This is a genomic window from Nonomuraea sp. B10E15 (genome assembly GCF_039871615.1).
Lineage (GTDB): Bacteria > Actinomycetota > Actinomycetes > Streptosporangiales > Streptosporangiaceae > Nonomuraea.
Window position 1 is genome coordinate 1 of record NZ_JBDPMB010000026.1, and the last position, 24975, is coordinate 24975.

The window sequence follows — 24975 nt, forward strand, 5'->3', positions numbered from 1 at the left end:
CTGTCAGCCAACCGGGACCCGGCGGCATTCAAGAACCCGGCCGAACTGGACATCGAGCGCGGAGCCCGCCACCACCTCGCCTTCGGATACGGCCCGCACCAGTGCCTCGGCCAGAACCTCGCCAGGACCGAACTGCAGATCGTCTTCGATACGACCAATCGATGCCGAGTTCATCGCGCTGGGCTCGTTCGTGGCGGTGCAGCAGCCGGAGAGTGTCGAGGTCCAGAGCGTGTTCTTCGGCCTCGGCGAGGCGGTCGATGAGGTTGGCGCGGATCTCCTTCAGCCGGGGCTGCTGAGCTGGGCTCGCCGCACCTCAGCATCCGGGGTGCTGGTCCTGAAGCTCCTTCTAGCGCTCGACGACCTCCGAGAGCGACAGGCCTAACGGAACCACCGTGAGCGGTTCAGCTTTCGGTTTCGACGGAGCCATCGGCTGGTTCGGAGCGGAAGCGCCGTAAAGGATCTTCCGAGCTTCCTTGAGTCTCCACCGAACCCGGGGCGCTTCAACCAGCAAGATCAGCATCTAAACAGCATTGGCCACTCAACCGGGGCACACCAAATCCATAACGACACCAAGCAGGCCGAACGTCTGTTCCCCCATGTGAACCGCGAAACTTACCCAGACACAGCTCATAACGTGACCCCGGAGGATGAGCCCTGGACGATCGATGTCAACCGACTCCTCATCTGGCCGATTCGCGCGGCGATGGCGGCGAACTTCTCCTTCTCCTGACGCAGAACCTGCTCCTGAAGCTTCGACTCCACGCGGACCAGAATCGGCACCAGATTGGTCGCCTTCTTGCACTTGACATCAGCTGTCGCTGTGGCGATCTCCTGCGGGGTGGGCTTGCTCGCTGGGCCGCCCCATTGGGAAATGATTCCCGCTTCTCCGGGGCCCTTGTATGCGAAACCCGCCATCGCCATGCAACTGCTCCACTGTTCGACCGCCCGTTCTGCGGCAGGACGTGTCCAGGCGCTGTCAAATGTTTGGGTTCCGAGCCGGTGCACGAATGCCCGGTCCTCGGTGAGCGCGAACCGGTTCACGTAATCCAGCGCCTCCTTAACACATCCGCCCTTGCCGTCTTTTCCATAGGCGGCGACGCGGGCCGTGGGGCGAAGGTCGCTGTCACGCTCCGCTCGCAACCTTCGCACAAACAGCACGCCCGGATCCTGCGGCAGGTGATAGCCGACGCGCCGTGCCACCTCATCTTCTGCGAGACCGTATCGCCTCCGGTGGGTGATATAGCGAACATCGCCAACATCGGTTTCCGTGATTTCGCGCCACGTTTCTCGCCTGGCCGCCATGCATCTCTTAGTCAAGACGTCGGCCGCACGGTCGGTGAGAACCAGATCAGCGGAATTGGGCCGGTAGGCGTCAAACGGCAGATGTAGCGTACGGAAGTAGGGCTCCACCGCGATGCCGACCTCCATGCCGCGCGTTCCTCCGGCGGAGGAATGTCGTGCCGGGGGGACGCCGCAACCAGCTACAACGAGAGCGGAAACGCCTGTCCAGATAAGCAGCCGTGCACACATCACAGCAGCTTGAGTGACGAGATCCTATTATCCCACGTATAGATATCGCAGGCCGTGTATCTACGCGGAAAATAGTCACTGTCACCTTGGTAGTTAAGCCCATCGTAAACGGCGAGGTAATAGTCGTTCTCGTTGGCGAACCCGCTGATCCGATTGTAGACGGAGGTCCCGTCCGTGAAGAAGTTGTTCCGCAGGTCCGCGTCCTGCATGTAGATCGACGCCCATGGCCCGGTGCATCCTCTGGCGCGCCAAACGTAGACCTTATTGGCTTGCTGAGCGTTGCTCTCGATGACGCTGCCAGTCGAACTCCCTGCGCCGTCGGCATATGCGGGCACCACTGGGGCGACCCCCACAACAGCGGTCCCCACAGCGGCAGTGACAAGAAGCGCGGCCGCGGCCAATGCTTTCATTTCCTACTCCTGACTTCGCTCTCCGTACACGGCGGTAGCCAGGCTAAAAGGGCGGATCCACTCACGAATCCGTCATGTGACCGGTGCATTATTACTGCATCGTGTTTGACACAAGGGGAATCCAAGCTGCTCGCCGTCTCATCGGCCCCATCTCTCTCACCCGTCCCGCGCTCCGGTCCGGCGACAGTGGCCGCGGCCGTGAGGTGCCTCACCGGCCGCAGTCCTGGGTGCCGGTGCTGGAGTTACCGCCTTCCGGCTATCGGGCAGCCGTTGCGGTGGGCGTCGGCTGTCGGCCGTCATGAACTCGAGACTCTCGGCGTGAGCTTGCCGTCCAGCCCGGTGTAGAAGACCAGGACGTTGCCGCCCGGCCCCAGGCCGGCGGCCACGGTGCATGTGGTCTTGTCGGAGGCGGAGGGCTGCTTCCAGCCCAGCCAGGCGTCGGCGGGCCTGCGGTTGACGAAGATGCGCTGGTCGAGGCCGGTGGCGAATACGAACAACTCGCCGTCGCGGCCGTAGGCCATCGCGACGGCGAGGTTGGTGACGAGTCCGGGCAACCCTAGATGACCATCGGGCCGGCTCGGGGTCCGCTGTGTCGCGTGCGCTCTCGAACAGGCCGGCCCCGCCCGGTGCAGCACCTTGTCGAAGATCTGCTGCTTGTTGTCGAAGTGGCGGTAGAGGACGCTCTCGCTCAGCCCGGCCGCTTCGGTGATCGCGCGTACGGAGGTGCCGCCGAAGCTGTGCCTGGCGAACAGTTCCAGTACCGACTCGACCAGCACGTTCTTGGTGTCCATCGCGGCGGACTTGGGTGGCCGGCCTGGCCTTCGGGTGCTGATGTTCTGACTTATAAGTAATCGATCCCTTATTTCAACGTGACCTGGGTCACTCGCGTGGTGAGAAAGGGAGAACACACTGGTCACCTGCCGCGTCACTTGACGGATTCGGAAACTTGCCGGGATTTCTAGCGTTCGAAGTACCGAGGTGCTTCTAACCGAGGAACCCGGCGAAAGATCGGCTTCATTCCAAAGGAGGAACCCATGAAGCCATGGACACGCTGGCAGGACTGGACCAACATCGCGGTCGGCTTGTACCTGGCGCTGGCGCCCGTCTGGACGGACACCGACCCCGGTGCGGCGACGGCTCTGGTGGCGATGGGGGCGCTGATCGTCTGCACAGCGCTGTGGGCACTGGCGCAACCTTCATCGGCGGTCAGCCAGTGGACCAACGTCATCTGGGCGGTGCTGGCGATCGCCGCGCCGTGGGTGGTTTCCTTCACCGGGCTCGCCGCCGCTGCCTGGACCGCCTGGGTGGGCGGGATCCTGGTCGGCTGCCTGGCGCTGTGGGCCCTGCCCGCGACCAGGAGGCCAGCCGACCCCCGGGCCGTCCAGCCGCGGCACTGACCGCCGTCACCGACAAGCCCGGGCACCCGCCCGGGCTTTCTCGTATGGTCGCGTCGCCGCCCGTCCGGACGGTGGTGATGGCGGCCCACCGGATGCGGACGGTCCAGCCCGCCAGTCGCCCGAAGGACGCGAGTTCATCCGGCACAGCGCCGCGGCCTGGGGCGAGGCTCACCTGGCCGCCGGTGGCGAACCAGAGCACGTCGCGGCCGCAGTCGAGGCCACCACCAAGTTCTACGCACCCGGCCCAACCTGACATCCCGCTGCGGTGGGCTGACCGGCATCCTTGGCGCTCGAACCGCCGATGAGAATGGTCAGTCGCGAGACGGGTGTCAGACCCCTCCGTCGAGGAGCGGGACGAGCAGCACTACAGCATGTTGTCCCACACCTGGAAGGAATGCGCGCCATGAAGTACACCAACTCGATCGAGATCGCACTGCCGAGGGAGAAGGTGGCCCAGTTGCTCGCCGACCCGGCACACATACCGAAATCACACGCCGGGATCCGGCAGACCTGCACGGGATCCCGAAAGAGAGCGTCGTTCACTTCGACCGCGAGATCGTCGGCGCGGGCATGTGGAGCGTCGTGCGCGATCGGTTGACCGAAGCCGATCCGGAGACGACGCTCTGGGTGAGCGAGAGCGAATACCGCTTCAGCAGCCTGCTACTGCGCCGGGAGACTTGTGTGCCCCCGACTTCGGTGGAGTCGCGTTCCTGGAGTGTCACGCCACGGTGGACGCGTTCGCGAACCGCATCGGGGTGAGCATCCTCAAGGAAACCGGCGTGACGACCTGGTCGTCAACGGCCGAGCCTTAGCGGTGGGAGCGTTCAGATCGTGGTTCGCCGCATCTTCTCGGCGTTCAATACCATGTGACGGAGCACCTCGATGGTGCCGGCATACCTTTCCGCGGTCACTCCATCCCTCATCTGACGACCTGCCTGCTCGACCTTCCGCGCCAGGGCGGCGTGCGCGGCCTCCCCCTCGGGGGTGAGGCTGTAGGGCTCCCGGCCGGTGATCCAGCTACGCCGCTGCAGATCTTCGATCGTCTGGTCCAGGTCGACCGAACTCCCGGACCAGAATGGCCGAAGCCTCTGTGCGATCGCCTCTCTCGTAGCTGGCCCGCGCTGGCCCGCGCGGTCGAAGTCGGGCCCTGGGGCGAGCAGGTTCATCGTCTGCCAGTGGCGACGGTGGAGCCCCATCGCCGCGAGCACTCGGTTGAGGTTTTCCTCGATGAGTTGGTCGAGGAGCTTCAGCCAATAGCCCAGCGGGCGACGTTGTTCCATGCTGATCCCTTCTTCGACGACCCGGAACGCCCGGTCCCGGCCGCGGCCGTCGGCCCTTGCTGTTTCGGTGAGGGGTGGCGGGGTCATGGGCGCAGGACCGTTTTTCCGGTGGTGGCGCGGGATTGCAGGGCGATGTGGGCGGCGGGCGCGTCGGTGAGGGCGAACCGCTGGCCGATCACCGGGACGAGTCGTCTGTGGGTGAGCGCTTCAAGGGCGTCGCGCTCGAGTGTCCGGGTGCCGCCCGGGCGCTGGAGGATGCGTGCGCCGATGGCGGAGGCGGCGCTGATGCCCCGGCTGAACAGGTCGCCGGTCGACAGTTCGGTCAGGGATCCCGAGGACGAGCCGAACATCACCAGGCGCCCCGTGACGCCGAGCAGTTCCAGGGCGCTTCGGCCGATCTGGCCGCCGACCCCGTCGAGGGCGAGCGTCACCGGGCTGCCCGCCACCGCTTGGCGTACCTCGTGGGGCCAGTCGGGGCAGGTGTAGTCGATGGCGTGGTCCGCGCCGGTCCGACGGGCGAGCGCAACCTTGTCGGGACCGCCCGCGACGCCGACGACCGTTGCGCCAGCCGAACGGCATGCCTGGACCAGCAGGGTTCCGATTCCGCCGGCGGCCGCGGTGACCAGGACGACGTCGGCGGCGGTCGGCGCTGCGAGTTCGAGGATCGCCATGGTCGTCCGGCCGGTGCCGACCATGGCCACGGCGCAGTCGGCGTCGACGTCGTCCGGCAAGACGTGGACGGCCACCGCTGGGGCCAGCGCCAGTTCGGCGTTCCGCCGCTGGCCAGACCGAGATCAGCCACGACGCGTCGACCGAGGAGAGCGGCGCCGGCGCCGGCGCCGACCTCGTCGATCGTTCCGGCGACCTCCCGGCCCGGTGTCATGGGAAGGCGGGGCGCGACCCGCGGCCCGCCTCCGCCTTGGCGGATGATGGTGTCCAGCAGGTGGACACCTGCCGACTCGACCCGGATCCGCACCTGGTCACCGGCCGGATGGAGGTCGGGCACCTCCTCCAACCGGAGTTCCTCGGGGCCGCCGAACGCATACTGCCGGATCGCTCGCATCGCCCTCAGCCCTCTCCGTCGGCAAGCAGGTCGTGCTTGTCCAGCCATGCGACGAGCGAGGCGGCGATGGCCTCTGGCTGGTCCTCGGGGGTGTGGTGGCCGGCCGTTCCGTGCGTCTCGATCTGCAGAGCGGACATGTTGGCGGCGCACCAGTCGATGATCTGCGCGCTCATCATCAGGCCCGGGCCGGGGTCGAAGGCGACCAGGAGTTTGGGTACGTCCGCGCTTGCCGCCAGCCACTGGCCGTAGGCATCGATTCTGGCGACGACCTCGGTGGGCTCCCCGTCCAGCGGCATCGCCCGCGGCCATTGCAGCAACGGAACCCGGGACTGCCGGGTCGGGTACGGCCGGCCGTAGACCGCCAGGTCCTCCTCGCTCAGCCCGGGGACGGTGCGCGGCAACGCCTGCTCGATGAAGGCGTTCTGGTCCAGCACCAGTTCCTCACCGACCCCGGGCGTGCGCATCGATTCGAACAGCGGGCGGGCACCAGTTGGGAACTCCTCCCACGACATCGGTTTCACGATCGTCTCGGTGAACGCGATGCCGCGCACCCGTCCGGGGTGGCGGGCGGCCCAGTCGAAGGCGAGCGCGCCGCCCCAGTCATGGCCGACCAGCACGACCCGGTCGAGGTCGAGGGCGTCGAACCAGGCGTCGAGGTACTCGGCGTGGTCAGCGAAGCTGTAGGCGATGTCGGGCTTGCCGGACTCCCCCATGCCGATCAGATCGGGGGCCAGGCACCGGCTGAACGCTCCGGCGACGGGCAGGATGTGCCGCCACAGATACGACGACGTGGGGTTGCCGTGCAGGAAGACCGTCGTGGTCGGCCCGGCGCCGACCTCCCGGTAGAAGATCGTCGAGTCCAGGACATGTGCGGTGGGCATGGCAGGCTCCCCTGAAAGACTGCATATTAGACAGGTATCTGACCACTATGAGATTTAGACAGGTGCCTGTCAATATGAACGGAGATTCCTCCACGAAGCGGCTGCGACTCTCGCTGCTGCTCCGCCTGCTCCACCGCGAGTACGCCGCCGGCATTGAGGCGGCCCTTGCCGAGGCGGGCTTCGGCGACATCCGCTCCGGGGATGCCAAGGTGTTCCCGTTCGTCCCGCCGGAGGGAATCCAGGTCCGTGACCTGGCCCTTCGCGCCGGTGTGCGGAAACAGACCATGGCGCAATCGGTCGACCAGCTGGAACGGGCGGGCTACCTGGAACGCCTCCCGAATCCCCGCGACGCCAGGTCGCGGCTGATCGTGCTCACCGAACGGGGAAGAGCGGTCCAGCCGCTGGCGGCCGGCGCAGGGGACCGAATCGAGGAACGGTGGGCCGAACTGACAAGCCCCGAGGACTTCGAGGCTCTCCGCGCCCTGCTGCACCGCCTGCTGAACCGCATCGGCGAAGCAGACCCCGATGCCGCCGATCGCCTGAGCTCGGTTGACAGGAGCCGGCTCGACCAACAGTGAGACGGTGTCACCTCGGCTACGAACGGGCTCGACAGCATTCGACATCACCGCAGAACAGAATCGGCCCGGTGGCGCCCCCGCCAGCACCTCGGTCGCCTTTCGCAAGCCCGGCATCGCAGGCCCTGATGCAGCAGTGGAACGAAAAGTCACGCCCAGCCCCTCCACCGAGCGGCTGAGCGGAACGGGTTATGGCGCGAGGAGGGCCACAGGTGCCGCAGCGGCGGCAGATCACAAGCTGTCACATTCGGCGGCCCCGGCGGTGTCTTCATGTCGAACAGCCAGAACGCACACCTAAGAGGAGAACATCATGGCGCTACGCGTTCCTAAGGCCGAGCTTCCCGCCGACCTCAGGGAAAACATGATCAGGCAATTCGGCAGCGTGCCCGAGAATGTCGAGGTGTTGTGGAACAACCCCGCACTCGCTCGTGACAACCTGGAGTTCGGCGGCAAAGCGGGCGCGTGGAATGCGGCCGACGCGAGTCTCAAGTCGTTCGCGCACATGGCCGTCGCGGCACTGATCGGTTGCAGTTGGTGTCTCGACGTCGGCTACTTCCAGGCACAGAACGACGATCTGGACCTGGCCAAGGCCAGCCAGGTGCCGCGCTGGCGGACCTCAGATGTGTTCACCCCGCTGGAGCGAGACGTGATGGGGTACGCCGAGGCCATGTCGAACACACCGCCGACCGTCACCGACGAGCAGTACGCGAGTCTGCTGGAGCGGCTCGGCCCCGCGGCGATGGTCGAGCTCACCACGCACATCGCCTACGTCAACCTGGCGACCAGAGCCAACGTGGCGAACGGGGTCACCTCGCAGGGCTTCTCCGAAGCTTGCGAGATTCCGCTGGCCAAGGTCCCGGAGGATTCCGGCGCGGCGTCGACGGCGTGACCGGGGACACGATGACCGAGGACCCGTTCCTCGCCCACCGCAGCCTGCTGTTCACCGTCGCCTACGAGATGCTCGGATCGGCGACCGACGCGGAGGATGTCCTGCAGGAGTCCTGGCTGCGGTGGGCCGGTGTCCACCACGCGCAGGTGAGCGCCCCGCGGGCCTACCTCGTCCGGCTCGTCACCCGGCAAGCGCTCAACCGCCTGCGCACGCTGTCGCGCATCCGCGAGGACTACGTCGGCGAGTGGCTTCCGGAACCGCTGCTGACCAGCCCTGACGTCGCCGAGGACATCGACCTTGTGGATAAGGTCTCGATCGCGATGTTGACTGTACTGGAAACGCTCGCTCCGACGGAACGTGCGGTGTTCGTGCTCCGCGAAGTCTTCGATATGCCCTATGGCGAGATCGCCGAGGCCGTCGAGAAGTCCGCGGCCACGGTGCGGCAGATCGCCCGGCGGGCCCGCGACCGTGTCGCTGCCCGTCAGCCCCGGGTACGGGTGAGCCGGTCGGAGCAACAAATCGTGGTGGAACGGTTCCTGGCCGCGGTGCGCACCGGGCAGGTGAAGGAGCTGATGGAGGTCCTGGCGCCAGACGTGGTCCTGATCGTCGACGGCGGCGGGCTCGCGTCCGCAGCCCGAGCTCCGATCCATGGGCCCGAACTCGTAGCGGAGTCCCTCGCGCGCCCGAACCGGACGGTGTCGGCCGTCTGGCTCAACGGCGCGCCCGCCGGCCGGATCGAGACCGACGGCCAAGTGGCCGCGGTGAGCCTGATGGTTGAGAACGGGCAGGTGAGCCGGATCCACGCGGTGGCGAACCCGCAGAAGCTGACGTGGCTCAGGGAGCCGACCAGCCTCACCAGATAGTCCGCGATCGCGTCATCGCAGGCCCGCGAGCGGATCGACCGGCCGCGGGTCGCCGAACTGTACCGGCGGCGAATGGCGGAATGGTAGGGGTTGGACCCCGGCGCACCGGGCACGCGCTTCAGCCTCGGCTAAAGACAACCGACCCGGTGGGTGGCCGAAGCGCGCTCTTTGGAGTGTGTGCGCAGGATGGCGTCGGGAGATTGGCGCATTCCCAGATGCGGATACAGGTTGCCCAGGACCCGGTTGCTGGGGCGTGGCACCCAGGAGATGAGTGTGCAGAGGGTGAACAGGAAGGTGTAGCCGACGGGTATCACTCCGAGCCGGACGCAAGGTGGGAGAAGACCGCGCCGGAGAAGTTGAAGAATGCACCGGCGTAGGCCCATTCCTTCAACCGGGTGAATCCCGGCGGGAGTATGGCCGGGACGGACAGGACCTTCCAAGATCCGATGATGAGCAGGAAGTATGCGGGGCAGCCGAGGGCCTGCATGCGGCCAGGTTTCCGAGCGGACGTAGGCGGTCCGCAGCAGATCCCAGAAGCCGCCCACGAACGACTCGGCCGCGATGATCAGGGTGGCGGCCCAGTACACGGGATACGCGCGGGTTGATGGAGTCGATGGCGCCGATCATCGGTTGCTGTGCTCCACGCCTCGTACGCGTGACGGCGCGGCACTGCTTTCCCGTTGCGGGCGTATGAGGTCCTTCCAGTCAGCCGGCCAGTTCGCCAGGGCGGCCATGGCCGTGAGCACCAGGTGAATGGGGGCCGAGACCTCTTCGTACAGGGGCGCATCATCGATGAGGTGCGTAGTGACCGCGGCGGTAAGGAGGAAGACCAGCCCTGCGGCGCCGATGAATCTGGACCGTTCGGATGGGATGACCAGCAAGATCGCGCAGATCAGCTCGATGGCGCCAACGACGAATCTGAACCAGGGAGGAAACCCCCAATCGACGAACTTCACCGCGTACGCCGGGCCAAAGAAGGTCGGGCCAGGCCAGAACTTGGTGGCGAAGCCGACGAAGAACTCTGCGGCTAGAACCCAGTAAAAGGCGGTGCGCAGCCAAGACGAGGTGCGTGCGGACATGATTCTTCCTCCGATGGGACAGCTACGCCAGCCGATGAACGGCACCAAGGGCTCACCGCCCAGCGCGGTCGTCACTCTGCTGGTCACACCCGCGACGTTTCGCGAGTCATAGACAATGACTTGCCGCGCCGGAGGAATGTGACCGATGAACGAGCACGACTTTCTGACCGACCGGTTCGAGGAGCACCGGAGGCATCCGCGGGCGGTGGCCCACCAGATCCTCGGCTCGCGGCCGAGGCCGACGACGCCGTCCAGGAACCTGGCTCCGGCTCAACCGGTCCTACACCAGCGAGGTGGAGAACCTGCGCGGGTGGCTCACCACTGTCGTCGCCCGCGTAGCGCTGGCCATGCTGCGCTCACGCACCGCCCGAAGCGAAGAACCTTTGGACGTGCCCGCGCTGCACCTGGCTCAACGCAGAGACGACACAAGGGTCGATCCCGAGCATCAGGCGATCGTGTCCGACTCGGTCGGCCTCGCACTGCTGGTGGTGCTGGACACCTTGGCTCCCAACGAGCGCCTGGCCTTCGTGCTGCATGACATCTTCGCTGTGCCGTTCGCGCCGCTCCGCGGTCGCCGAGACCCTCTCCGGCCGCGCTCTCCACGCATCCCTGGCACTGATCGACGGAGTCCCCGGTGCATTTGTGGCCATGTCGCGTTCCACCCTGTCGGAGGGCGGGACAGCCCGGCACTGCACATTTCGTGGGCAGCGTCGAAGCTGTCCCCCGCCCGTTCGTCTTCAGAATGTGAGCCTCTATGAAGGAGTAGACATGTCCTCAGCAACCCTGCCGCCAGCGCGTGACCTCCCACAGCGACGAGCCGACACCCTTGACCGTCTGAGCAGCGGATTCCAGATGTGGCTGGCCACCGCCAGCGACGGTCACGGAGCACATCTGATCCCGGTCGCCTACGTCTGGAACGGCTCGACCTTGACTTCCGCGACCTTCCGCCGCAGTCGCACGGTCTCAAACCTGCGGGCGAGGCCGACGGCGCGGTTGGCGATCGGAGACACCGCTGACGTCGTCCTGATCGACGCCTACACGATCCTGCTCGACGTACCCGACATCGACGTCGCCTCGGCCGAGGCGTACGCAGAGGTATCGACAGACCCACGCAATACTCCGGACATGTTCCTGTACATCCGCCTCTGCCCCAAGCGGATACTCGCATGGAATTCTCTGGCGGAGTTCAGCGGCCGTACCGTCATGCTCAACGGCTCCTGGCTTGACATCCCCGTTGACTGAGGCCTAAGACGCGGGCTCGACGCTCCACCGGCTGCGGGACGACCACGCCGACGCGGCAATGATCGGCGACTATGACCGTTTCGCGTCGCTGTTCAGATGGTGACACCGCGACCGGCCGGGAATCCATCTTCGAGATCGGTCGCCAGCGCGACGGCAGGTCGGTCCTCATGTACGGCCTGTTCCACGACCGCTACCAGCGCACCCCGGATGGCTGGAAGTTCACCGAGCGCGTCCTCGAGCCCAGGTACCTCGACACCACTGCGCTGCCGGGTTCGCCTCATGTGACCTGGGACCCCGCCGGCTCAGAGGCCGGAAACACCTCCTTCGCGGAAGAAACCCGATAACCGCGGTTCCTCGATCTGCTCCGTCAGCCCCTGCCGCGGCCGGTATAGCGGAGGATGTGAATGCCCTGGTTCTTGTCGGAGACGTAGATGTTGCCGCGGGTGTCCACCACGACGTCCTCCGTCTGGGCCACCAACTCCCCCTCAGGCATCGGGCCGTACCTGCGGACGGGGTCTGGAGGCACGAAGTAGCCGACCTCGCGCGGCAGGCGGGTGTTGGAGACGTCATAGATCCGCAGCCCGGCGTTGAAGTGCGCGACGTAGAACAGGTCGCCTTGTTTCTGCACGTCGGGGTGGTGCTGGTGGTGGTTGATGTTGTGCGGCCCGCTCCAGCCGCCCCTGCCGGAGAAGTCCTCGTACGGCGCTCCGGGTGGCGGTTCGGGGGTGGGCAGCAGGGACAACAGCCAGGGGTTGGCCGGATCGGAGATGTCCACGATGGAGGCGTGCGGGGCGGCGCCCTTGCCGTAGGAGACGTCCTCGGAGTTCGCGAAGGCGATCTTCCTGTCCGGGATCGGGAGCACGCCGTGCACACCGAAGCGGGAGTGGAAGGGCGGGCTGAAGTTCAGGCCGCCGACCGGCTTCGGCTCGGTCACGTCGGAGATGTCCAGCACGACCAGCCCGGCCGCGCCGTAGGGCAGGTAGGCCAGGTCGCCGGTGACGTACGGGGGCCCGTGCAGGGACACGTCCGCGCCGTTCGCGCAGCAGAAGCCGTGTGTGTGCGGCAACTCGGGGGCGGGCGTGCCCTTCTCGCCGTCCCGCTGTCCCGGCACCCACCAACGCCCCACCTCCCTGGGCCGGGACGGGTTAGCGATGTCGACGATGGAGTAGATGTTGCCGCGGAATCCCTTCGCGCCCGCCGCCACGTGCACGTAGCGTCCACCCGGATAGAGGTTGCGGTGCGTCCCGGTGCCGCCGGTCGTGTAGTGGCCGAGCCGTCGCGGGCGTACGGGGTCCTTGATGTCCCAGATGTAGATGCCCTCCTCGAAGGAGGCTTCCGGGTCACCGCCGAAATTGGGGAAGATCTGCTCCAGTGCGGTCACCATGATGTCGCCGTGCAGATCGACCTGCAGGGTCCAGGTGTCCTTAGGCCCCGGCACGAACGCCACCACCTCCGGCCGCCGCGGATCGGTGACGTCCACGACGCTCCAGCCCGAGTGCCAGAAGTGACCTGTGTAGAGATACCACCGATCGCCCACGCGGCGGATGGCGAGCTTGAAGGCCGGCCGGTGATCCATGTCGGTGTAGCCGACGACCTCCACGTTGCGGGCGAACTGGCCACGCGGACCGGGGACGACCGCACTGACCCCGGAGTCCGCGCCCGCGTGGGCCGCCTCCGTGCCTGCCCGGGCCGGTGTCGCGACCGTCTGGGTCGCCGCCAGGGCGGAGGCCGCGGTCAGTGAGGCGCGCAACGCCTGACGCCGCGACACGCCGGAATCCGTTCGCTCGACTCCCATGTCACTCCTCAATCGGCTATCAAGATCATGGTCGTGGTCATCCCATCAACCCATCCGTAAAAGCGAGCGAAAGATCATCTGTCGGAAAACGTTCGGCCCTCGGCCCGAAAGCCAGAGATCTTTCTACAAAACCGCAGGCAGGAGGGTCGTGGAGGGCGGCCCCGGAAGGATGCCGCCACCATGCCGCTATGCCGCGTTCCAAGCTTGATCGGCACCCCTGGAGCGGCTTCACTCACCGAAACACCGTCGGCACGACGACCATTCGGGCTGGCCGAGGGCGGGCCCTCACGTCATTGAGATGACCCATTTTCCCCGGGTGTTCGGAGCGGCGGCGAGGTCGGCGAGGGCTTGGGCTGCCTGGTCAAACTGGTACCTGCGGCTGATCATGTCCACCAGCGTGCCGTCGAGAACGCGAGCGGCGAGGGTGGGGAAGGTGTCGGCACGCAGGCTTGGGGGACCGTCGACGATCTTCACCGTGACGTCTCCGCTGCCGAGCGAGCTGAACGTGGTGCTGATCACCCGACCGCCTGGTCTGAGCGCCTTGACAGCCTCTGCCAGCCGGTCTCCGTCGAGGACGAGGTTGACGATGGCGTCCACGCCGTCCGGGTGGAGTCTGCGGGTCGCGGTGACGACGTCGGTGGTCAGATAGTCGATCGTGTGCGTCGCGCCCAGAGTGCGGGCATAGCCGGCGTATTCGGGGAGTGCGGTGGCGACGACCTCCGCCTCGCGCTCCTTGGCCAGAAGTTGGACGACGATGCTGCCCACACCTCCTGTCGCGCCGATGACCAGGACTGTCTCCCCCGGCTGGAAGTCGCCGTCCTGGATGGCGGCGGCGGCTGTCATGCCGGTGCTCGCGAGCGCCGCCGCCGTCTCGGGGGCCAGGCCGGCGGGCCTGTGCGCAACGAAAGGGCCGTTGGCTTGGAAGGTCGCGTACTCGGCCAAGCCACCCGAGGTGACCGCGGGCAGCCCGAATCGCTCGGCGTAGGAGGGCGGGACGCCGAAGCCGAAGACCTCGTCACCTTCCGCGAAAGCGACGACTCCGGTGCCGAGCCTAGTGACCGTACCGGCGAAGTCCGATCCCGGGACGTAGGGGAAGCGGGTATCGAATGCTTCCCTGATGTCTCCGCTGGTCATCATGAGGTCGGCGGGGTTGAGCGAGGCCGCGGACACTTTGACCTGGATCTGGCCGGGTCCGGGCTCCGGGATCGGCATGTCCTCGATCCTGAGGGTTTGCGGCGGGCCGTAGGCCCTTGCTACCAGGGCTTTCATATCGATCATCCTTTCTTTGTGAGCATTGGGGTGCCGATGAGAGCGCGGGCCTCGCGGAATTGACGTGGCAGGCCCATGCCTGCAACCCCGATCACGCGGCCGGCCCGACCGTAAACGGCCAGGAAGCGGCGGTCTTCGAGGTCTCCTTCCACGACGGCGAACGCGGCATCGCCGGTCGGGTAGCCCCAGACCTGCAGGCGCAGGCCGTACTGGTCGGTCCAGAAATACGGAATGCCAGGTTCGGTACGGCCGCCGAGCAGGTTGTGTGCCACGCACCTCGCCTGCTGGGTGGCGGACGTCCGGTGTTCGATCCGGACCTGGGAGCCGAGGACGGGTTGGTACCAGGCAGCTACGTCACCGGCCGCGGACACACCGGGGCCTGCGCTGCCGTAGCGGTCGCAAAGGACGCCGCTGTCGACCGGCAGGCCGCTGCCGGTCAGCCAGCCGCTGGAGGGCACCGAGCCGATGCCCACGACTACCAGATCGGCGGGCACGGTGCGTCCATCGGTCAATACGACGCCGCCGACCCGGGTGCCTTCCGGGAGTAGGGCGGCGACCTCGGCGCGCATGAGCAGGGTGACGCCGTGGTCGGCGTGCGTGCGGGCCATCAGCCCGCCGAGCACGGGTCCGAGGACTTCGGACATCGGGGCGGGGCCCTGGCCGATCAGTGTGACGTGCGCCCCTATGGCCCGCGCTGCGGCGGCGATTTCCGAACCGACGAACCCGGCGCCGATCGCCACCAGCCTGGATTCCGCTGTCAGCCGATCGCGCAGGGCCAGGGCGTCGTCCAGGGTGCGGAGGTAGTGCACACCCTCCAGGCCGTCGCCCGGCAGGCGCCTGGGTTGTGCGCCGGTAGCGATGATGAGGTGCTCGTAGCCGATGTGCTCCCCGTCCACGAGGGTGATCTCGCGGCTGTCCGGATCCAGGGCCACCGCTTCGGTGGACAACCGCAGGTCGAGGCCGGCGAGCTGGTCGCAGGTGCGTAGGACGGTCCGGTCGGCGTCCCACTGGCCCAGGAGCACCTGCTTCGACAGCGGCGGCCGGTCGTAGGGGAGGTGGGGCTCGGCGCCGATCAGAGTGATCGGCCTGTCGCAGCCCGCCTCGCGCAAGGCTTCAGCCGCGGACAGCCCTGCGGCCGAGGCGCCGACGATGACCACACCGGGCATGGCGTTCAGTCCTTCTCCAGCGCGATGGCCAGCGCGGGGCAGAGTGTGGCCGCCTCGCGTACGGCCCTGGACTTCTCGATGGGCGGCGTCGGGTCGAGGAGCACTACCACCCCGTCCTCCTCCCGCTGGTCGAACACCTGCGGCGCGGCCAGCACGCACTGCCCGGCACCGATGCATCTGTCCTCTTCGATCCGCACGCGCATCGCGCTGTCCCTCACCATGTGACCGGCACCTCGTGGATGCCGTAGATGTTCGCCTCGTCCTTGAAGGGCAGCTCACGCGCCGGCACCGCCAGCCGCAGCCCGGGAATCCGGGAGAACAGCGCGGTGAACACCACCTCGAGCTCCAGCCGGGCGAGGTTTTGGCCCAGGCACTGGTGGATGCCGTAGCCGAAGGCCATGTGCGGCGCGCCGCTGCGGTGGAAGTCGAGCTCGCCGGGGTGGTCGAAGGCGGCGGGGTCATGGTTGGCTGCGGCGCCCAGGGCGATCACTCCCTCTCCCTCGCCGATGACGGCGTCGCCCAGCACGATGTCGGCCGTCGCCACCCGGGCGGTGCCGACGTCGGCGATGCTGAAGTAACGCAGCAGCTCCTCGATCGCCTTCGGCATGATCGCCGAATCGGACTCCAGTTCGGCGAGCCGGTCGGGATGCTCCAGCAGCGCCACCGTGCCGAGCGCGATCATGTTCGCGGTGGTCTCGTGGCCGGCCACCAGCAGCATCGTGGCGGTGACCACGATCCGCTCGCGGTCGTAGTCGCCCGACCGCCGGTATTTGTCGATCAGGCGGCTGATCAGGTCGTCGGCGGGCTCGCGTTCCTTGCGGTCCACGAGTTCGGACAGATAGTCCCGCAGTTGGCCGAGCACGCCCACGCGCTCTTCGGGCGGGCTCGACCGCGAGACGGCCGCTGCGGTACGGCTGTGGAAGAACTCCCGGTCGTCGTACGGGACGCCGAGCAGCTCGCAGATCACCAGCGACGGCACCGGCAGGGCCAGCTCCCGGACGAGGTCGGCCGGCCGCTCGCCTGCCATCAGCACGTCGATGCGCTCATCCACCACCTCTTGCACGTATGCCCGCATGGCCTGCACCCGCTTGACCGCGAACTCGTCAGCCACCATGCGCCGGTGCCGGGTGTGCTCTGGCGGATCCTGAAAGACGAACCCCCTGGCCAGACCCTGCGTGGCCGCCCGGAAACCGGGAGCGGGACTCGGATAGCCGGGACGTGTGGTGTCCTTGCTCGCGCGTGGGTCGGCGAGGAACTCGCGAGCCAGCGCATACGAGGTAATCACCCACGTCGTCCGGCCATCGGGAAGGACGACCTTCGAAACCGGGCACTCGGCACGCAGCCGGGCGTACTCCGGAGGGGGCGACAGGGGGCACGACCTGGGCATCGGGAAAGCGGGCCGGCTGAGAACGCTCATGGAACCTCCAGTAATCGGAGAAATTTTCTCCACTTATGGCGAAGGTACCTTTCCCAGACGGACGCCGTCAAGTGATCGCAGGCGTGACGGAAAGGGGCTGATCGATGCGCGCGCCTGATGACCTGCGCGCCGCTTGTCCGGCGACCGGTCCCTGCCGGTGGCCATGCAGGACAGGCTGATCGCCGAGGCGGCCGGCCGGTGCGGGTCCGCTCGCCAGGCCGTCCCCGGCACGTGAAGGCCCGTTCCTGAACTGATGCCGACGGAGGCCGTGGCGTCCGACCTGGCGGTCGCAGCATCGCCACCCATGACGCAGCGCTCTGCCCGCCGCGCGCAAGAACGCGCTGCTGCTGCCGGTGATCGAGGAGGAGGCCGCGAGCGTTCGATGGAACCGTGGCTCACGAAAGGTCGAAGACGAGACCGGGCGTGGCGATGCCGATCTCACCGTCGTATGTGGCCCCAGCGGCGGCTCGCGCGGCTGAGGCGTCCGTGCCTGGCTGCAGGTGCGTCAGCAACAGGCGCCGGGCATCGGCTTCCAGGGCTTGCCGGCCTGCCTGCCGGGCGCTTGTCAGGTAACGTCGGGCCCCCTCCGGGACCTGGTTCACGTAGGTAGCCTCGGCCAGTAGCAGGTCAGCGCCACGCGCCAGTTCCACCCTGTCGGGACCCGGGCCGCTGTCGCCGGCGTACGCGAGCACCCGTCCGCCCGCTGTCAGCCGTATGCCGGCATTGGGTACCGAGTGCGGCAGCAGACGAGTCTGTGCGCGGAACGGGCCGATGTCGAATCTGCTGCCGACGGTGAACTCGTGCAGGACATAGGCGTCGGCCAGCACCCCTGGGCGGTCCAGCGCGAGCACCGCATCCAGGGCGCCGGGCAGCGAGTACACCGGCAACGGCGCCGGCGGGTCATCGCGCATTGTGCGTGCCCGCAACAGCGGGTTGAGGTCGGCGCAGTGGTCGGGATGTCCGTGGCTGACGAACACCGCATCGATCTGATCGGCGCTGACCCGTTCCAGCAGCCGCGGCACCGTCGCATACCCAAGGTCGACGAGCAGCCTGAACCCGTCGTGCTCCACGAGGTAACCGCTGCAGGCCTGGCCTGCCGCCGGCCACGCACCGCATCCGCCGAGGATCGTCAGCAACATCCGTGAACCCACCTCTTTCCCCATGGTTGTTGGAGAACTTATTATCCCAAGGTGTCTTTGGAAAATCGGGATGACCTTGTCCCCCTGCGCGCCCTGGCCAACCCGCTGCGCATCCGCATCGTGTCGCTGCTCACCGGCGCGTCGATGTCGGCCACCGAGGTCGCCGACGAACTGGGCATCGCGCACGCCTCGGCCAGCTACCACCTGCGCCAGCTGGCCAAAGCGGGCTTCCTCCAGCAGACGGACGAGCGGCCGCGGGCAGGCAAGGGCCGCCCGCAACTGCGCTACCGCTACGACCCGTCCAGCGGCGAGCGCCTCGACCGGTCCGAGGGACGGCAACTCCTCCACCAGGCGATGAGCACTGACCTGGCCAGGCGACTGGCTGAGACCGATCGCCAGCGCACGTCCATGGACGCCGAGGTATGGCTGGCCAGGCCCGTCTGGGAGGAGATCGTCGGCCTGATCGACCAGGCCGTGGCGCTCCTGCACGACAAGGCCGGACCGCCGCACGACGGCGTCAAGGTCAGCATGACCGCGCTCCTGCTCGAACTGCGTGACGAATGATGATCGGCCGCCTGCTTCTCTGCGCGGCCGGCGCGTTCCTGTCGATCGGGCTGCTCATCCCGGCGGTTCCGCGATACCTCACCGGCCCGCTGGGCCAGCAGGCGGGCATGGTGGGCGTCTCGCTGGCCGTCACCGCGGCGGCCGGGGTGCTCGCCCGCCCGCTGGCCGGACGGGTGGCCGACAGGGCCGGACGCCGCACGGCCCTGTGCGCGGGCGCGCTGCTGCTGTCCGGCACGTCCCTCGCGCTGCTCGCCGCCGGACAGTTACCGCTCTTCTTCGTCCTGCGCGGCGTCGCCGGCGCCGGTGAGGCGCTGGCCTACGTCGGCCTCGCCGCTCTGGCCGGCGACCACCGGCGACCCGGCGCGGCGATCAACCACTTCTCCGTCGCCGTCAACGCCGGACTGCTCGCGGGGCCCGTCATCGCCGAGACGCTGTACGCCGCATCCGGGTTCGCCGCCGTCTGGATCACGGCCGCGGCCGTGGCGCTGGGGTCGGCGGCGCTCGGCCTCACCCTGCCGAAGACCATGAGCCCGGACACGGAGAGCGCGAGCCCGGATCCCGGATCCGGGCGGGCCCAGCTGTACCACACGTCCGCTCTACGACCCGGCTTCGGCTACCTGGCCTCCGTGTGGGGCTACACCGCCATCAGCGCCTTCCTGCCGCTGCACGTCGCCGCGCTCGGCGGCGGCTCCGGCGGCCTCCATTTCCTGGTCTACGGCGGCGTCCTCGTCGCCGTCCGGCTGGCCGGACATCCCCTGCTCGCCACGGCCGCCCCGGCGCGCCTGGCCGTCGCCTCCCTCCTGCTGACCGGGACGGGATCGATCCTGCTTGCCGTCTGGCTCTCGCCGGTCGGGACATGGTGCGCGATCGCGCTGATCGGCGCCGGGCAGAGCCTCGGGCTGCCCGCCTTCCTCAGGATGGCGGTGCACGGCCTGCCCGCCGGCGAGCGCGGATCCGCCGTCGCCACCACGACGGCCTTCTTCGACGTCGGATTCCTCAGCGCTGCCCTGGCCCTCGGCGTCCTCGCCGACCGGTTCGGCCTGGCCGCCGGCTTCGCCCTCGCGGGCGCAGTGTCCGCCGCCGGGGCGCTGCTGTTCCTGCCCATGCGCCACAACGAACGCGAAGGAGCCCCCCTTGACCATTCCCCCCGCTGACCTGTCCGGCTATGCCGACGTCGTGTTCGACGTGGCCGTGCCCCTGCTGGCGGACGACCGGGTGCTGATCAACGCCGAGATCGAGCACGCCCCGCTCGCCCGCGCCCTGGCCGAGGCCGCCTACGCCAGAGGCGCCCGCTACGCCGACATCTGGTACTTCGACCCGTACGCCAAACGATCCCGCGTCCGGCACGCCGACACCGCGAGCCTGGCCGAGGTGCCCTCGTGGCTCGACGGCCGCAACGACGAGCTGGGACGGTACGGCGGCATCATCGTCAACATCCGCGGCGCCACCGCCCCCGACCTCCTGGCCGGGCTGGACCCGGTACGCGTCGGGCTGGACCGCATGCCGTCGCTGACCTCACGGCAGCGGCTCCAGCTCAACAACCTGGTCCGCTGGACGATCGTCCCCTACGCCACCCCCGAGTGGGCCCGTGCCGTCTTCGGCGAGCCCGACCAGGCCAGGCTGTGGCGGCACCTGCGCCACATCCTCCGTCTCGACGAGCCCGATCCGCGCGCGGCGTGGCGGCAGCGCATCGCCGAACTGCTCGATCGCGCTCGACGGCTCACCGAGATGCGCCTGGACGCCGTGCGGTTCGAGGGCCCCGGCACCGACCTGACCATCGGCCTGCTCCCGGACGCCCACTGGACCGCCGCCCGCCTGGAGGACGTCAAGGGCCGCCCGTTCCAGGCCAACCTGCCGACCGAGGAGGTGTTCACCACCCCTGACTACCGGCGCGTCGACGGCACGGTCCGCGCCACCCGGCCGCTGTCCCTCGACGGCACCGTCATCCGCGACCTGGAGCTGACCTTCGCCGATGGCGTCGTGACCGGTGTCAGGGCGAGCAGCGGAGCTGACGTCGTTCGCGCGCACCAGGCCACCGACGCGGGAGCGGCCCGGCTGGGCGAGCTCGCTCTGGTCGACCGTTCCTCGCGGGTGGGCGAAAGCGGCATCACCTACCTGGAGACCCTTCTGGATGAGAACGCCACCTGCCACCTGGCCTGGGGCGCCGGGCTGCCTCCTGGCGCGCCCGCCCACCTGCGTACGGACGATCCCGCACGGCTGGACGCGGCGGGCGTGAACACCTCGCGCGTGCACGTCGACTTCATGGTCGGCGGCCCGGACGTCACGGTCACCGGGCTGGGGCCCGGCGGGAAGGTGGTGCTCCTGCGCGACGACGCCTGGCAGTTCTGACGCCCTGCCACAGTCGGGAGTATCAACTGTTGAAGTGGTCAGAGGCCGGCCAGGGCCGGGTCCGGGCGGTGTCAGACTAAGAGAGGGTGAGGGCGATCGACGAGGCGCCTCGTGCCGTCCGGACCGGCTGCATCCTGTCATGTCCTGGCCGGTCAGACCAGGTTCTCGCAGAGAAGCTCGGGACGGTCCATACGTTTACCGATATCATTACATCGACCGGCGCGTATTGGACGTATCACCCCTGGTCCTCCTAGCGTTCGTCGGGTGACGGAGCGACGCGCGATCCTCAGCGGATCGACCTTCGAGGAACAGATCGGGTACGCCAGGGCCGTCGTCGACAGCGACCGCGTGCACGTGTCGGAAACCACCGGTTGCGACTCCTCGACCATGACGACCTCGACCGTGATCAGGGAACTCCATGCGAACGAGCAGTTCGAGCAGGTCGACGAGTTGTTCGAGCGGATCTGGGGATTCGAGCCGGACAGCCGGCCGATCACCGCCGGGCTGATGCGGGCGCTGACCCACGCGGGCAACTACGTCTCCGGTGCCTTCGACGGCGACCGGATGGTCGGGGCGTCGGTGGGCTTCTTCGGGCAGGACTCGACCCTGCACTCGCACAACACGGGCGCGGCAGCGGGACGGGGCATCGGCTTCGAACTGAAGCTGCACCAGCGGCAGTGGGCGCTGGACCGCGGGATCTCCCGGATCACCTGGACCTACGACCCGCTGGTCCGCCGCAACGCGCACTTCAACCTGGCCAAGCTGGGCGCGCGGCCGGCGGAGTACCTCCCGAACTTCTACGGCGTGATGGCCGATGCCATCAACCAGGGCGACGAGTCCGACCGGATCCTGGCCGTGTGGCCGCTGACCGAGCCGCGGGTCGAGGCGGCGGTCCGGCGGGTGCCGTGTCTGCCGGCGGTGCCGGAGGACGCCGTGGTCGGGCTGGGCGACGACGGCCGCCCGGTCGAGGGCCGTACCGACGGGCGCGTGGTGCTGGTCGCGGTCCCCGAGGACATCGAGCGGCTGCGCGGGGTGGACACCGGTGCCGCCAAGGCGTGGCGGCACGCCATGCGCGACGTTCTGGGCGGTCTCATGGAGGAGGGCGCCACGGTGACAGGCTTCCATCGCAAGACCTACTACGTGGTGCAGAGGAACGCATGAAGATCACCGGGGTGGAGCTGCGGCGGATCGCGATGCCGCTGGACTCACCGTTCCGTCGTTCGGCACCGAGACGACGCGGGGCGTGCCGCTGGTGCGTGTGGTCACGCCCGACGTGCTGGAAGAGGTGACCACCGCCGCCGAGTGGATCACCGCTCAACGCATGACTCCGATGTGTCGGTCGATGCGCGGAGAGGGAGGAAAGGATTCAGGGTTCGCCGCGGGCGGCCTCAAGGAACCGTGTGACCAGGGGGTTCTGTTCGTCGCGACGCCAGGCCACTGCGACGGTGGTGCGCGCGCTGTTCGGTTCGATCCGGCGGTATGCGACACCGTTGAGGCGGATCCGGCGGATGCTCGCCGGGGCGAGTGACACGCCCAGTCCTGCCTCGACGAGCGCGCAGACCGTCTGCCATTCGACCGCCTGCTGGCCGAGGCGGGGTTCGAAACCCGCGCTGCGGCACAAGTCGAGGATCCGATCATGAAAGATCGGTCCGGCACTACGGGGCAGCAACACGAACGGTTCGTCCGCGAGTGCTTCGATCGGGAGGACGCGCTGGGCCGCAAGGTGGTGGGCGGCTGGCAGGACCGCGATGAACTCCTCGGACAAGATCGTCTCGGTCGCCAGCCCCGGCTCGCCCGGCGGCTCGCGCAGGAGCCCGACGTCGATCACATGCTCGTGCAGAGCGGACACCTGCGGCGCTGTGGTCATCTCACGGATCTCCATATCCACCTGGGGAAACCGGTCGCGGTAGGCGCGCAACAAGCCCGGCAGGACGGTCAGCGCGAGCGATGCGGAGAAGCCGATCCGGATACGACCGGCCTCGCCACTGCCAGTGCGTCGGGCCGCGTCCAGGCCGACGGCAATCTCGTCGAGTGCACGCCGAGCGACGGGCAGGAGTTGCTGTCCTGCCGCGGTGAGAGTGACCGCGCCGGGTCCTCGGGTGAACAGCGGGTGCCCAACCTTCGCTTCCAGGCGGCGGATCTGCTGGCTGAGCGGCGGTTGCGCGATGCCCAGCCGATCCGCTGCGCGCCCGAAGTGGAGCTCCTCGGAGAGGACCACGAAGGCGTGAAGCTGCTGAAGGCTGAGCTCAGGACGATCCATATCTTCAGGAATATCAGATAAGTCTCGGATAGGTATTGGACATATCGCTGCTGGTTGCCTACCTTTCGCCACATGACAGAGCGACACGTGATCTTGAGTGGATCCACCTTCGAAGAGGAGATCGGCTACGCGAGGGCGGTGATCGACGGCGACTGGGTGCACGTGTCCGGGACGACCGGGTTCGACTACACGACCATGACAATCTCCGCCAACGTGGTCGAGCAGGCCGAGCAGGCCCTGCGCAACGTTGGATCGGCACTGGACGAAGCGGGCTGCTCGTTCGCCGACGTCGTCCGGGTCAGATACCTGCTACCCGACCGTGAGGACTTCCAGCCGTGCTGGCCGACGCTGCGCCGCTGCTTCGGCGACATCCGCCCTGCCGCGACGATGCTCGTGTGTGGCCTGGCCGATCCACGCATGAAGTTCGAGATCGAGGTGTACGCACGACAGCCCGCAGAGCCAAGTCCCGTGCCCGCTGCTTCCTGACCGGCAACAGGCTCCGACGCCTTCCGGACGCAGAACGTCCGGAACGGGGTCTACCGTCGCGACATGACCAACAGCGATTACTGGTGGGAACCGCCCCTCGCCGGCACCGAGGCCGAGCACCTCCTCGGTGCGCTCGACCGCCTGCGCACAACCTTTCGCTGGAAGACCGACAACCTCGACGCGGCCGGGCTGCAGACCCGCGTCGGCGCCTCCTCGCTCACGCTGGGCGGCCTGCTCAAGCACCTCGCATGCGCCGAAGAGCAGATGTTCAGCACCAAACTCAGCGGCGCTCCGCTCGGCGCGCCGTGGGACACCGCAGACTGGAACACCGACCCCGACTGGGACCTCAACTCGGCCGCCGACGACACCCCCGAGGACCTCTACGCGCTCTGGGACGCCACCGTCGAACGGTCCCGGGCGAGGCTCGACGCGGCCCTGGCCACCGGCGGACTCGACCAGCTCGTCCACCTCGCCTACGCCGACGGGCGCCATCTGAGCCTGCGCCGGCTGCTCTGCGACCTGATCGAGGAGTACGGACGGCACACCGGGCATGCCGACCTGCTCCGCGAGGCCGTGGACGGGCTGGTCGGTGAGGACCCTCCGGCTGGATGGCACGCGAAGTCCAACCGGCCACGCCTCCGCAGCTGACCGCCGTACCGGCCGAAGCTCGCAGAGCAGCTCCACAAGAACGGCCGATGTGCAGCTCATACCGCGGCCGGCGAACATCGCCCGTGGACGGAGTCAAGAGCGCCATGGAGGTGCTGCCCGTAGATCATCGCCGCCCTGTCCCGGATTTCTGGAACAGGACGGCTCGGCGATGCCTCCAGGTCGTTCAGCGTTTCCCCGGCGCGTACCAGATTCTGCTGTGCAGGTCGCTGCCCCTGATCACTTGTACGCGCCACGGCTCCAGCCGCAGCACGTGCAGCTTGGGGTCGCCCGGGTCGCGCCAGAAGTTGCCCAGGTCGTAGCCGGCCCCCTGCGGGCTCGTACGCCGATAGAGGCCCCACACGTGGTACTTGGTCTCCAGGTCGTCGGCCCAGGTGGCGACGGTGTCGACGCTCACCGCGTTCTGCCGGGGCGTCCAGTAGGAGAACGTGCTGTGCGGGTTGCCCGCCAGGTGGGCGGCCTTGACCGGTGTCCTGTAGGTGGCGAGCCAGCCCAGCGGCCGCCCGTCGACGTTCTCCCAGACGGGGATCAGTACTCGTGCGCGGGGCCGTCCCTTCCGGTCGACCGTGGTCATGGTCGCGTACACGATGTCGCCGATGTAGGCGTCGAACTGGCCCTTGATCTCGGCGAACGACGTCACGTGGTTGCTCAACAT

General features: G+C 68.0%; 28 protein-coding genes and 1 pseudogene. 13 read left to right on the plus strand and 16 right to left on the minus strand.

Features of this window, described 5'->3' with window-relative positions; translation table 11 throughout:
• Positions 1-141: pseudogene (locus ABGB14_RS42395) on the plus strand (cytochrome P450); the annotation flags it as partial.
• Between the two features lie 486 nt (positions 142-627).
• Here ABGB14_RS42395 and ABGB14_RS42400 read toward each other — a convergent pair.
• From ABGB14_RS42400 to ABGB14_RS42410, 3 genes are all read right to left on the minus strand, one after another.
• Entirely contained in the window at positions 628-1428 is an 801-nt protein-coding gene (locus tag ABGB14_RS42400) for a hypothetical protein (protein WP_347649538.1), read from the minus strand.
• Between the two features lie 101 nt (positions 1429-1529).
• Positions 1530-1940, minus strand: a complete 411-nt coding sequence (locus ABGB14_RS42405) for a hypothetical protein (protein ID WP_347649539.1) — start codon at positions 1938-1940, stop codon at positions 1530-1532.
• A 296-nt stretch (positions 1941-2236) separates the two neighbouring features.
• Positions 2237-2731, minus strand: a complete 495-nt coding sequence (locus ABGB14_RS42410; RefSeq protein ID WP_347649540.1) for a TetR family transcriptional regulator — start codon at positions 2729-2731, stop codon at positions 2237-2239.
• Between the two features lie 243 nt (positions 2732-2974).
• Between ABGB14_RS42410 and ABGB14_RS42415 the strand changes: the two genes are divergently transcribed.
• On the plus strand, positions 2975-3337 hold the full coding sequence (locus tag ABGB14_RS42415; protein ID WP_347649541.1) for an SPW repeat protein: 363 nt from the start codon (positions 2975-2977) through the stop codon (positions 3335-3337).
• 824 nt (positions 3338-4161) lie between these two features.
• Here ABGB14_RS42415 and ABGB14_RS42420 read toward each other — a convergent pair.
• The 3 genes from ABGB14_RS42420 to ABGB14_RS42430 all read right to left on the minus strand — a co-directional run bounded on the left by ABGB14_RS42420 (position 4162) and on the right by ABGB14_RS42430 (position 6561).
• A complete protein-coding gene (locus ABGB14_RS42420; RefSeq protein WP_347649542.1) occupies positions 4162-4704 on the minus strand; it encodes a MarR family transcriptional regulator in 543 nt (180 codons plus the stop codon).
• Positions 4701-5348, minus strand: coding sequence for a zinc-binding dehydrogenase (locus ABGB14_RS42425; RefSeq protein ID WP_347649543.1), 648 nt, complete (start codon positions 5346-5348; stop codon positions 4701-4703). The genes ABGB14_RS42420 and ABGB14_RS42425 overlap by 4 nt, the downstream gene beginning before the upstream one ends.
• A 337-nt stretch (positions 5349-5685) precedes the next feature.
• Positions 5686-6561, minus strand: a complete 876-nt coding sequence (locus tag ABGB14_RS42430; protein WP_347649544.1) for a haloalkane dehalogenase — start codon at positions 6559-6561, stop codon at positions 5686-5688.
• Positions 6562-6635: 74 nt separating this feature from the next.
• Here ABGB14_RS42430 and ABGB14_RS42435 point away from each other — a divergent pair, with 74 nt between their 5' ends.
• The 3 genes from ABGB14_RS42435 (at position 6636) to sigJ (ending at position 8888) form a co-directional block, all read left to right on the plus strand.
• On the plus strand, positions 6636-7139 hold the full coding sequence (locus ABGB14_RS42435) for a MarR family transcriptional regulator (RefSeq protein ID WP_347649545.1): 504 nt from the start codon (positions 6636-6638) through the stop codon (positions 7137-7139).
• 307 nt (positions 7140-7446) lie between these two features.
• Positions 7447-8025, plus strand: coding sequence for a carboxymuconolactone decarboxylase family protein (locus ABGB14_RS42440; RefSeq protein WP_347649546.1), 579 nt, complete (start codon positions 7447-7449; stop codon positions 8023-8025).
• An 11-nt stretch (positions 8026-8036) separates the two neighbouring features.
• Positions 8037-8888 carry an RNA polymerase sigma factor SigJ gene (gene sigJ / locus ABGB14_RS42445; RefSeq protein ID WP_347649547.1) on the plus strand — a complete coding sequence of 284 codons (852 nt, stop codon included), beginning with the start codon at positions 8037-8039 and terminating at the stop codon, positions 8886-8888.
• A 310-nt stretch (positions 8889-9198) separates the two neighbouring features.
• Here the strand turns inward: sigJ and ABGB14_RS42450 are convergent, their stop codons facing one another.
• The gene (locus ABGB14_RS42450) at positions 9199-9375 is read right to left on the minus strand and encodes a DoxX family protein (protein WP_347649548.1); all 177 of its coding nucleotides are present in this window, start codon (positions 9373-9375) and stop codon (positions 9199-9201) included.
• A gap of 136 nt (positions 9376-9511) precedes the next feature.
• Positions 9512-9967 carry a DoxX family protein gene (locus tag ABGB14_RS42455; protein WP_347649549.1) on the minus strand — a complete coding sequence of 152 codons (456 nt, stop codon included), beginning with the start codon at positions 9965-9967 and terminating at the stop codon, positions 9512-9514.
• An 852-nt stretch (positions 9968-10819) separates the two neighbouring features.
• On the opposite strand from ABGB14_RS42455, the gene ABGB14_RS42460 reads away from it, so the two are divergent.
• The gene (locus ABGB14_RS42460; protein ID WP_347649550.1) at positions 10820-11209 is read left to right on the plus strand and encodes a pyridoxamine 5'-phosphate oxidase family protein; all 390 of its coding nucleotides are present in this window, start codon (positions 10820-10822) and stop codon (positions 11207-11209) included.
• A 71-nt stretch (positions 11210-11280) separates the two neighbouring features.
• Entirely contained in the window at positions 11281-11553 is a 273-nt protein-coding gene (locus tag ABGB14_RS42465) for a nuclear transport factor 2 family protein (protein ID WP_347649551.1), read from the plus strand.
• Between the two features lie 23 nt (positions 11554-11576).
• Here ABGB14_RS42465 and ABGB14_RS42470 read toward each other — a convergent pair whose 3' ends face one another.
• From ABGB14_RS42470 to ABGB14_RS42495, 6 genes are all read right to left on the minus strand, one after another.
• Complete coding sequence (locus ABGB14_RS42470; protein WP_347649552.1) at positions 11577-13004, minus strand: hypothetical protein; 1428 nt, start codon at positions 13002-13004, stop codon at positions 11577-11579.
• Between the two features lie 285 nt (positions 13005-13289).
• Positions 13290-14273, minus strand: a complete 984-nt coding sequence (locus ABGB14_RS42475; protein ID WP_347649553.1) for an NADP-dependent oxidoreductase — start codon at positions 14271-14273, stop codon at positions 13290-13292.
• Positions 14274-14278: 5 nt separating this feature from the next.
• Positions 14279-15439, minus strand: a complete 1161-nt coding sequence (locus tag ABGB14_RS42480; protein WP_347649554.1) for an FAD-dependent oxidoreductase — start codon at positions 15437-15439, stop codon at positions 14279-14281.
• A gap of 5 nt (positions 15440-15444) precedes the next feature.
• Entirely contained in the window at positions 15445-15642 is a 198-nt protein-coding gene (locus ABGB14_RS42485; RefSeq protein ID WP_347649661.1) for a ferredoxin, read from the minus strand.
• Positions 15643-15653: 11 nt separating this feature from the next.
• Positions 15654-16724, minus strand: coding sequence for a cytochrome P450 (locus ABGB14_RS42490; RefSeq protein ID WP_347649555.1), 1071 nt, complete (start codon positions 16722-16724; stop codon positions 15654-15656).
• Positions 16725-17251: 527 nt separating this feature from the next.
• Positions 17252-17995: an MBL fold metallo-hydrolase gene (locus ABGB14_RS42495; protein WP_347649556.1), complete on the minus strand. Its 744-nt coding sequence runs from the start codon at positions 17993-17995 to the stop codon at positions 17252-17254.
• Between the two features lie 51 nt (positions 17996-18046).
• On the opposite strand from ABGB14_RS42495, the gene ABGB14_RS42500 reads away from it, so the two are divergent.
• The 4 genes from ABGB14_RS42500 to ABGB14_RS42515 all read left to right on the plus strand — a co-directional run bounded on the left by ABGB14_RS42500 (position 18047) and on the right by ABGB14_RS42515 (position 22069).
• A complete protein-coding gene (locus tag ABGB14_RS42500) occupies positions 18047-18559 on the plus strand; it encodes a helix-turn-helix domain-containing protein (RefSeq protein WP_347649557.1) in 513 nt (170 codons plus the stop codon).
• A complete protein-coding gene (locus ABGB14_RS42505; RefSeq protein WP_347649558.1) occupies positions 18556-19713 on the plus strand; it encodes an MFS transporter in 1158 nt (385 codons plus the stop codon). Before ABGB14_RS42500 ends, ABGB14_RS42505 begins: the two co-directional genes overlap by 4 nt.
• Complete coding sequence (locus tag ABGB14_RS42510; RefSeq protein ID WP_347649559.1) at positions 19694-20908, plus strand: aminopeptidase; 1215 nt, start codon at positions 19694-19696, stop codon at positions 20906-20908. Before ABGB14_RS42505 ends, ABGB14_RS42510 begins: the two co-directional genes overlap by 20 nt.
• A gap of 264 nt (positions 20909-21172) precedes the next feature.
• Positions 21173-22069 carry a GNAT family N-acetyltransferase gene (locus ABGB14_RS42515; RefSeq protein ID WP_347649560.1) on the plus strand — a complete coding sequence of 299 codons (897 nt, stop codon included), beginning with the start codon at positions 21173-21175 and terminating at the stop codon, positions 22067-22069.
• Positions 22070-22274: 205 nt separating this feature from the next.
• On the opposite strand, the gene ABGB14_RS42520 is transcribed toward ABGB14_RS42515, so the two are convergent.
• Positions 22275-23168, minus strand: coding sequence for a LysR family transcriptional regulator (locus ABGB14_RS42520; RefSeq protein WP_347649561.1), 894 nt, complete (start codon positions 23166-23168; stop codon positions 22275-22277).
• A 72-nt stretch (positions 23169-23240) separates the two neighbouring features.
• Between ABGB14_RS42520 and ABGB14_RS42525 the strand changes: the two genes are divergently transcribed.
• Together ABGB14_RS42525 and ABGB14_RS42530 are read left to right on the plus strand one after the other, a co-directional pair.
• Positions 23241-23654 (plus strand): RidA family protein, encoded by a 414-nt coding sequence (locus ABGB14_RS42525; protein ID WP_347649562.1) that lies wholly within the window; start codon positions 23241-23243, stop codon positions 23652-23654.
• A 63-nt stretch (positions 23655-23717) separates the two neighbouring features.
• Positions 23718-24302: a DUF664 domain-containing protein gene (locus tag ABGB14_RS42530; protein WP_347649563.1), complete on the plus strand. Its 585-nt coding sequence runs from the start codon at positions 23718-23720 to the stop codon at positions 24300-24302.
• A gap of 184 nt (positions 24303-24486) precedes the next feature.
• Here the strand turns inward: ABGB14_RS42530 and ABGB14_RS42535 are convergent, their stop codons facing one another.
• Positions 24487-24972: a pyridoxamine 5'-phosphate oxidase family protein gene (locus tag ABGB14_RS42535; protein WP_347649564.1), complete on the minus strand. Its 486-nt coding sequence runs from the start codon at positions 24970-24972 to the stop codon at positions 24487-24489.
• Positions 24973-24975 lie beyond the last annotated feature (3 nt).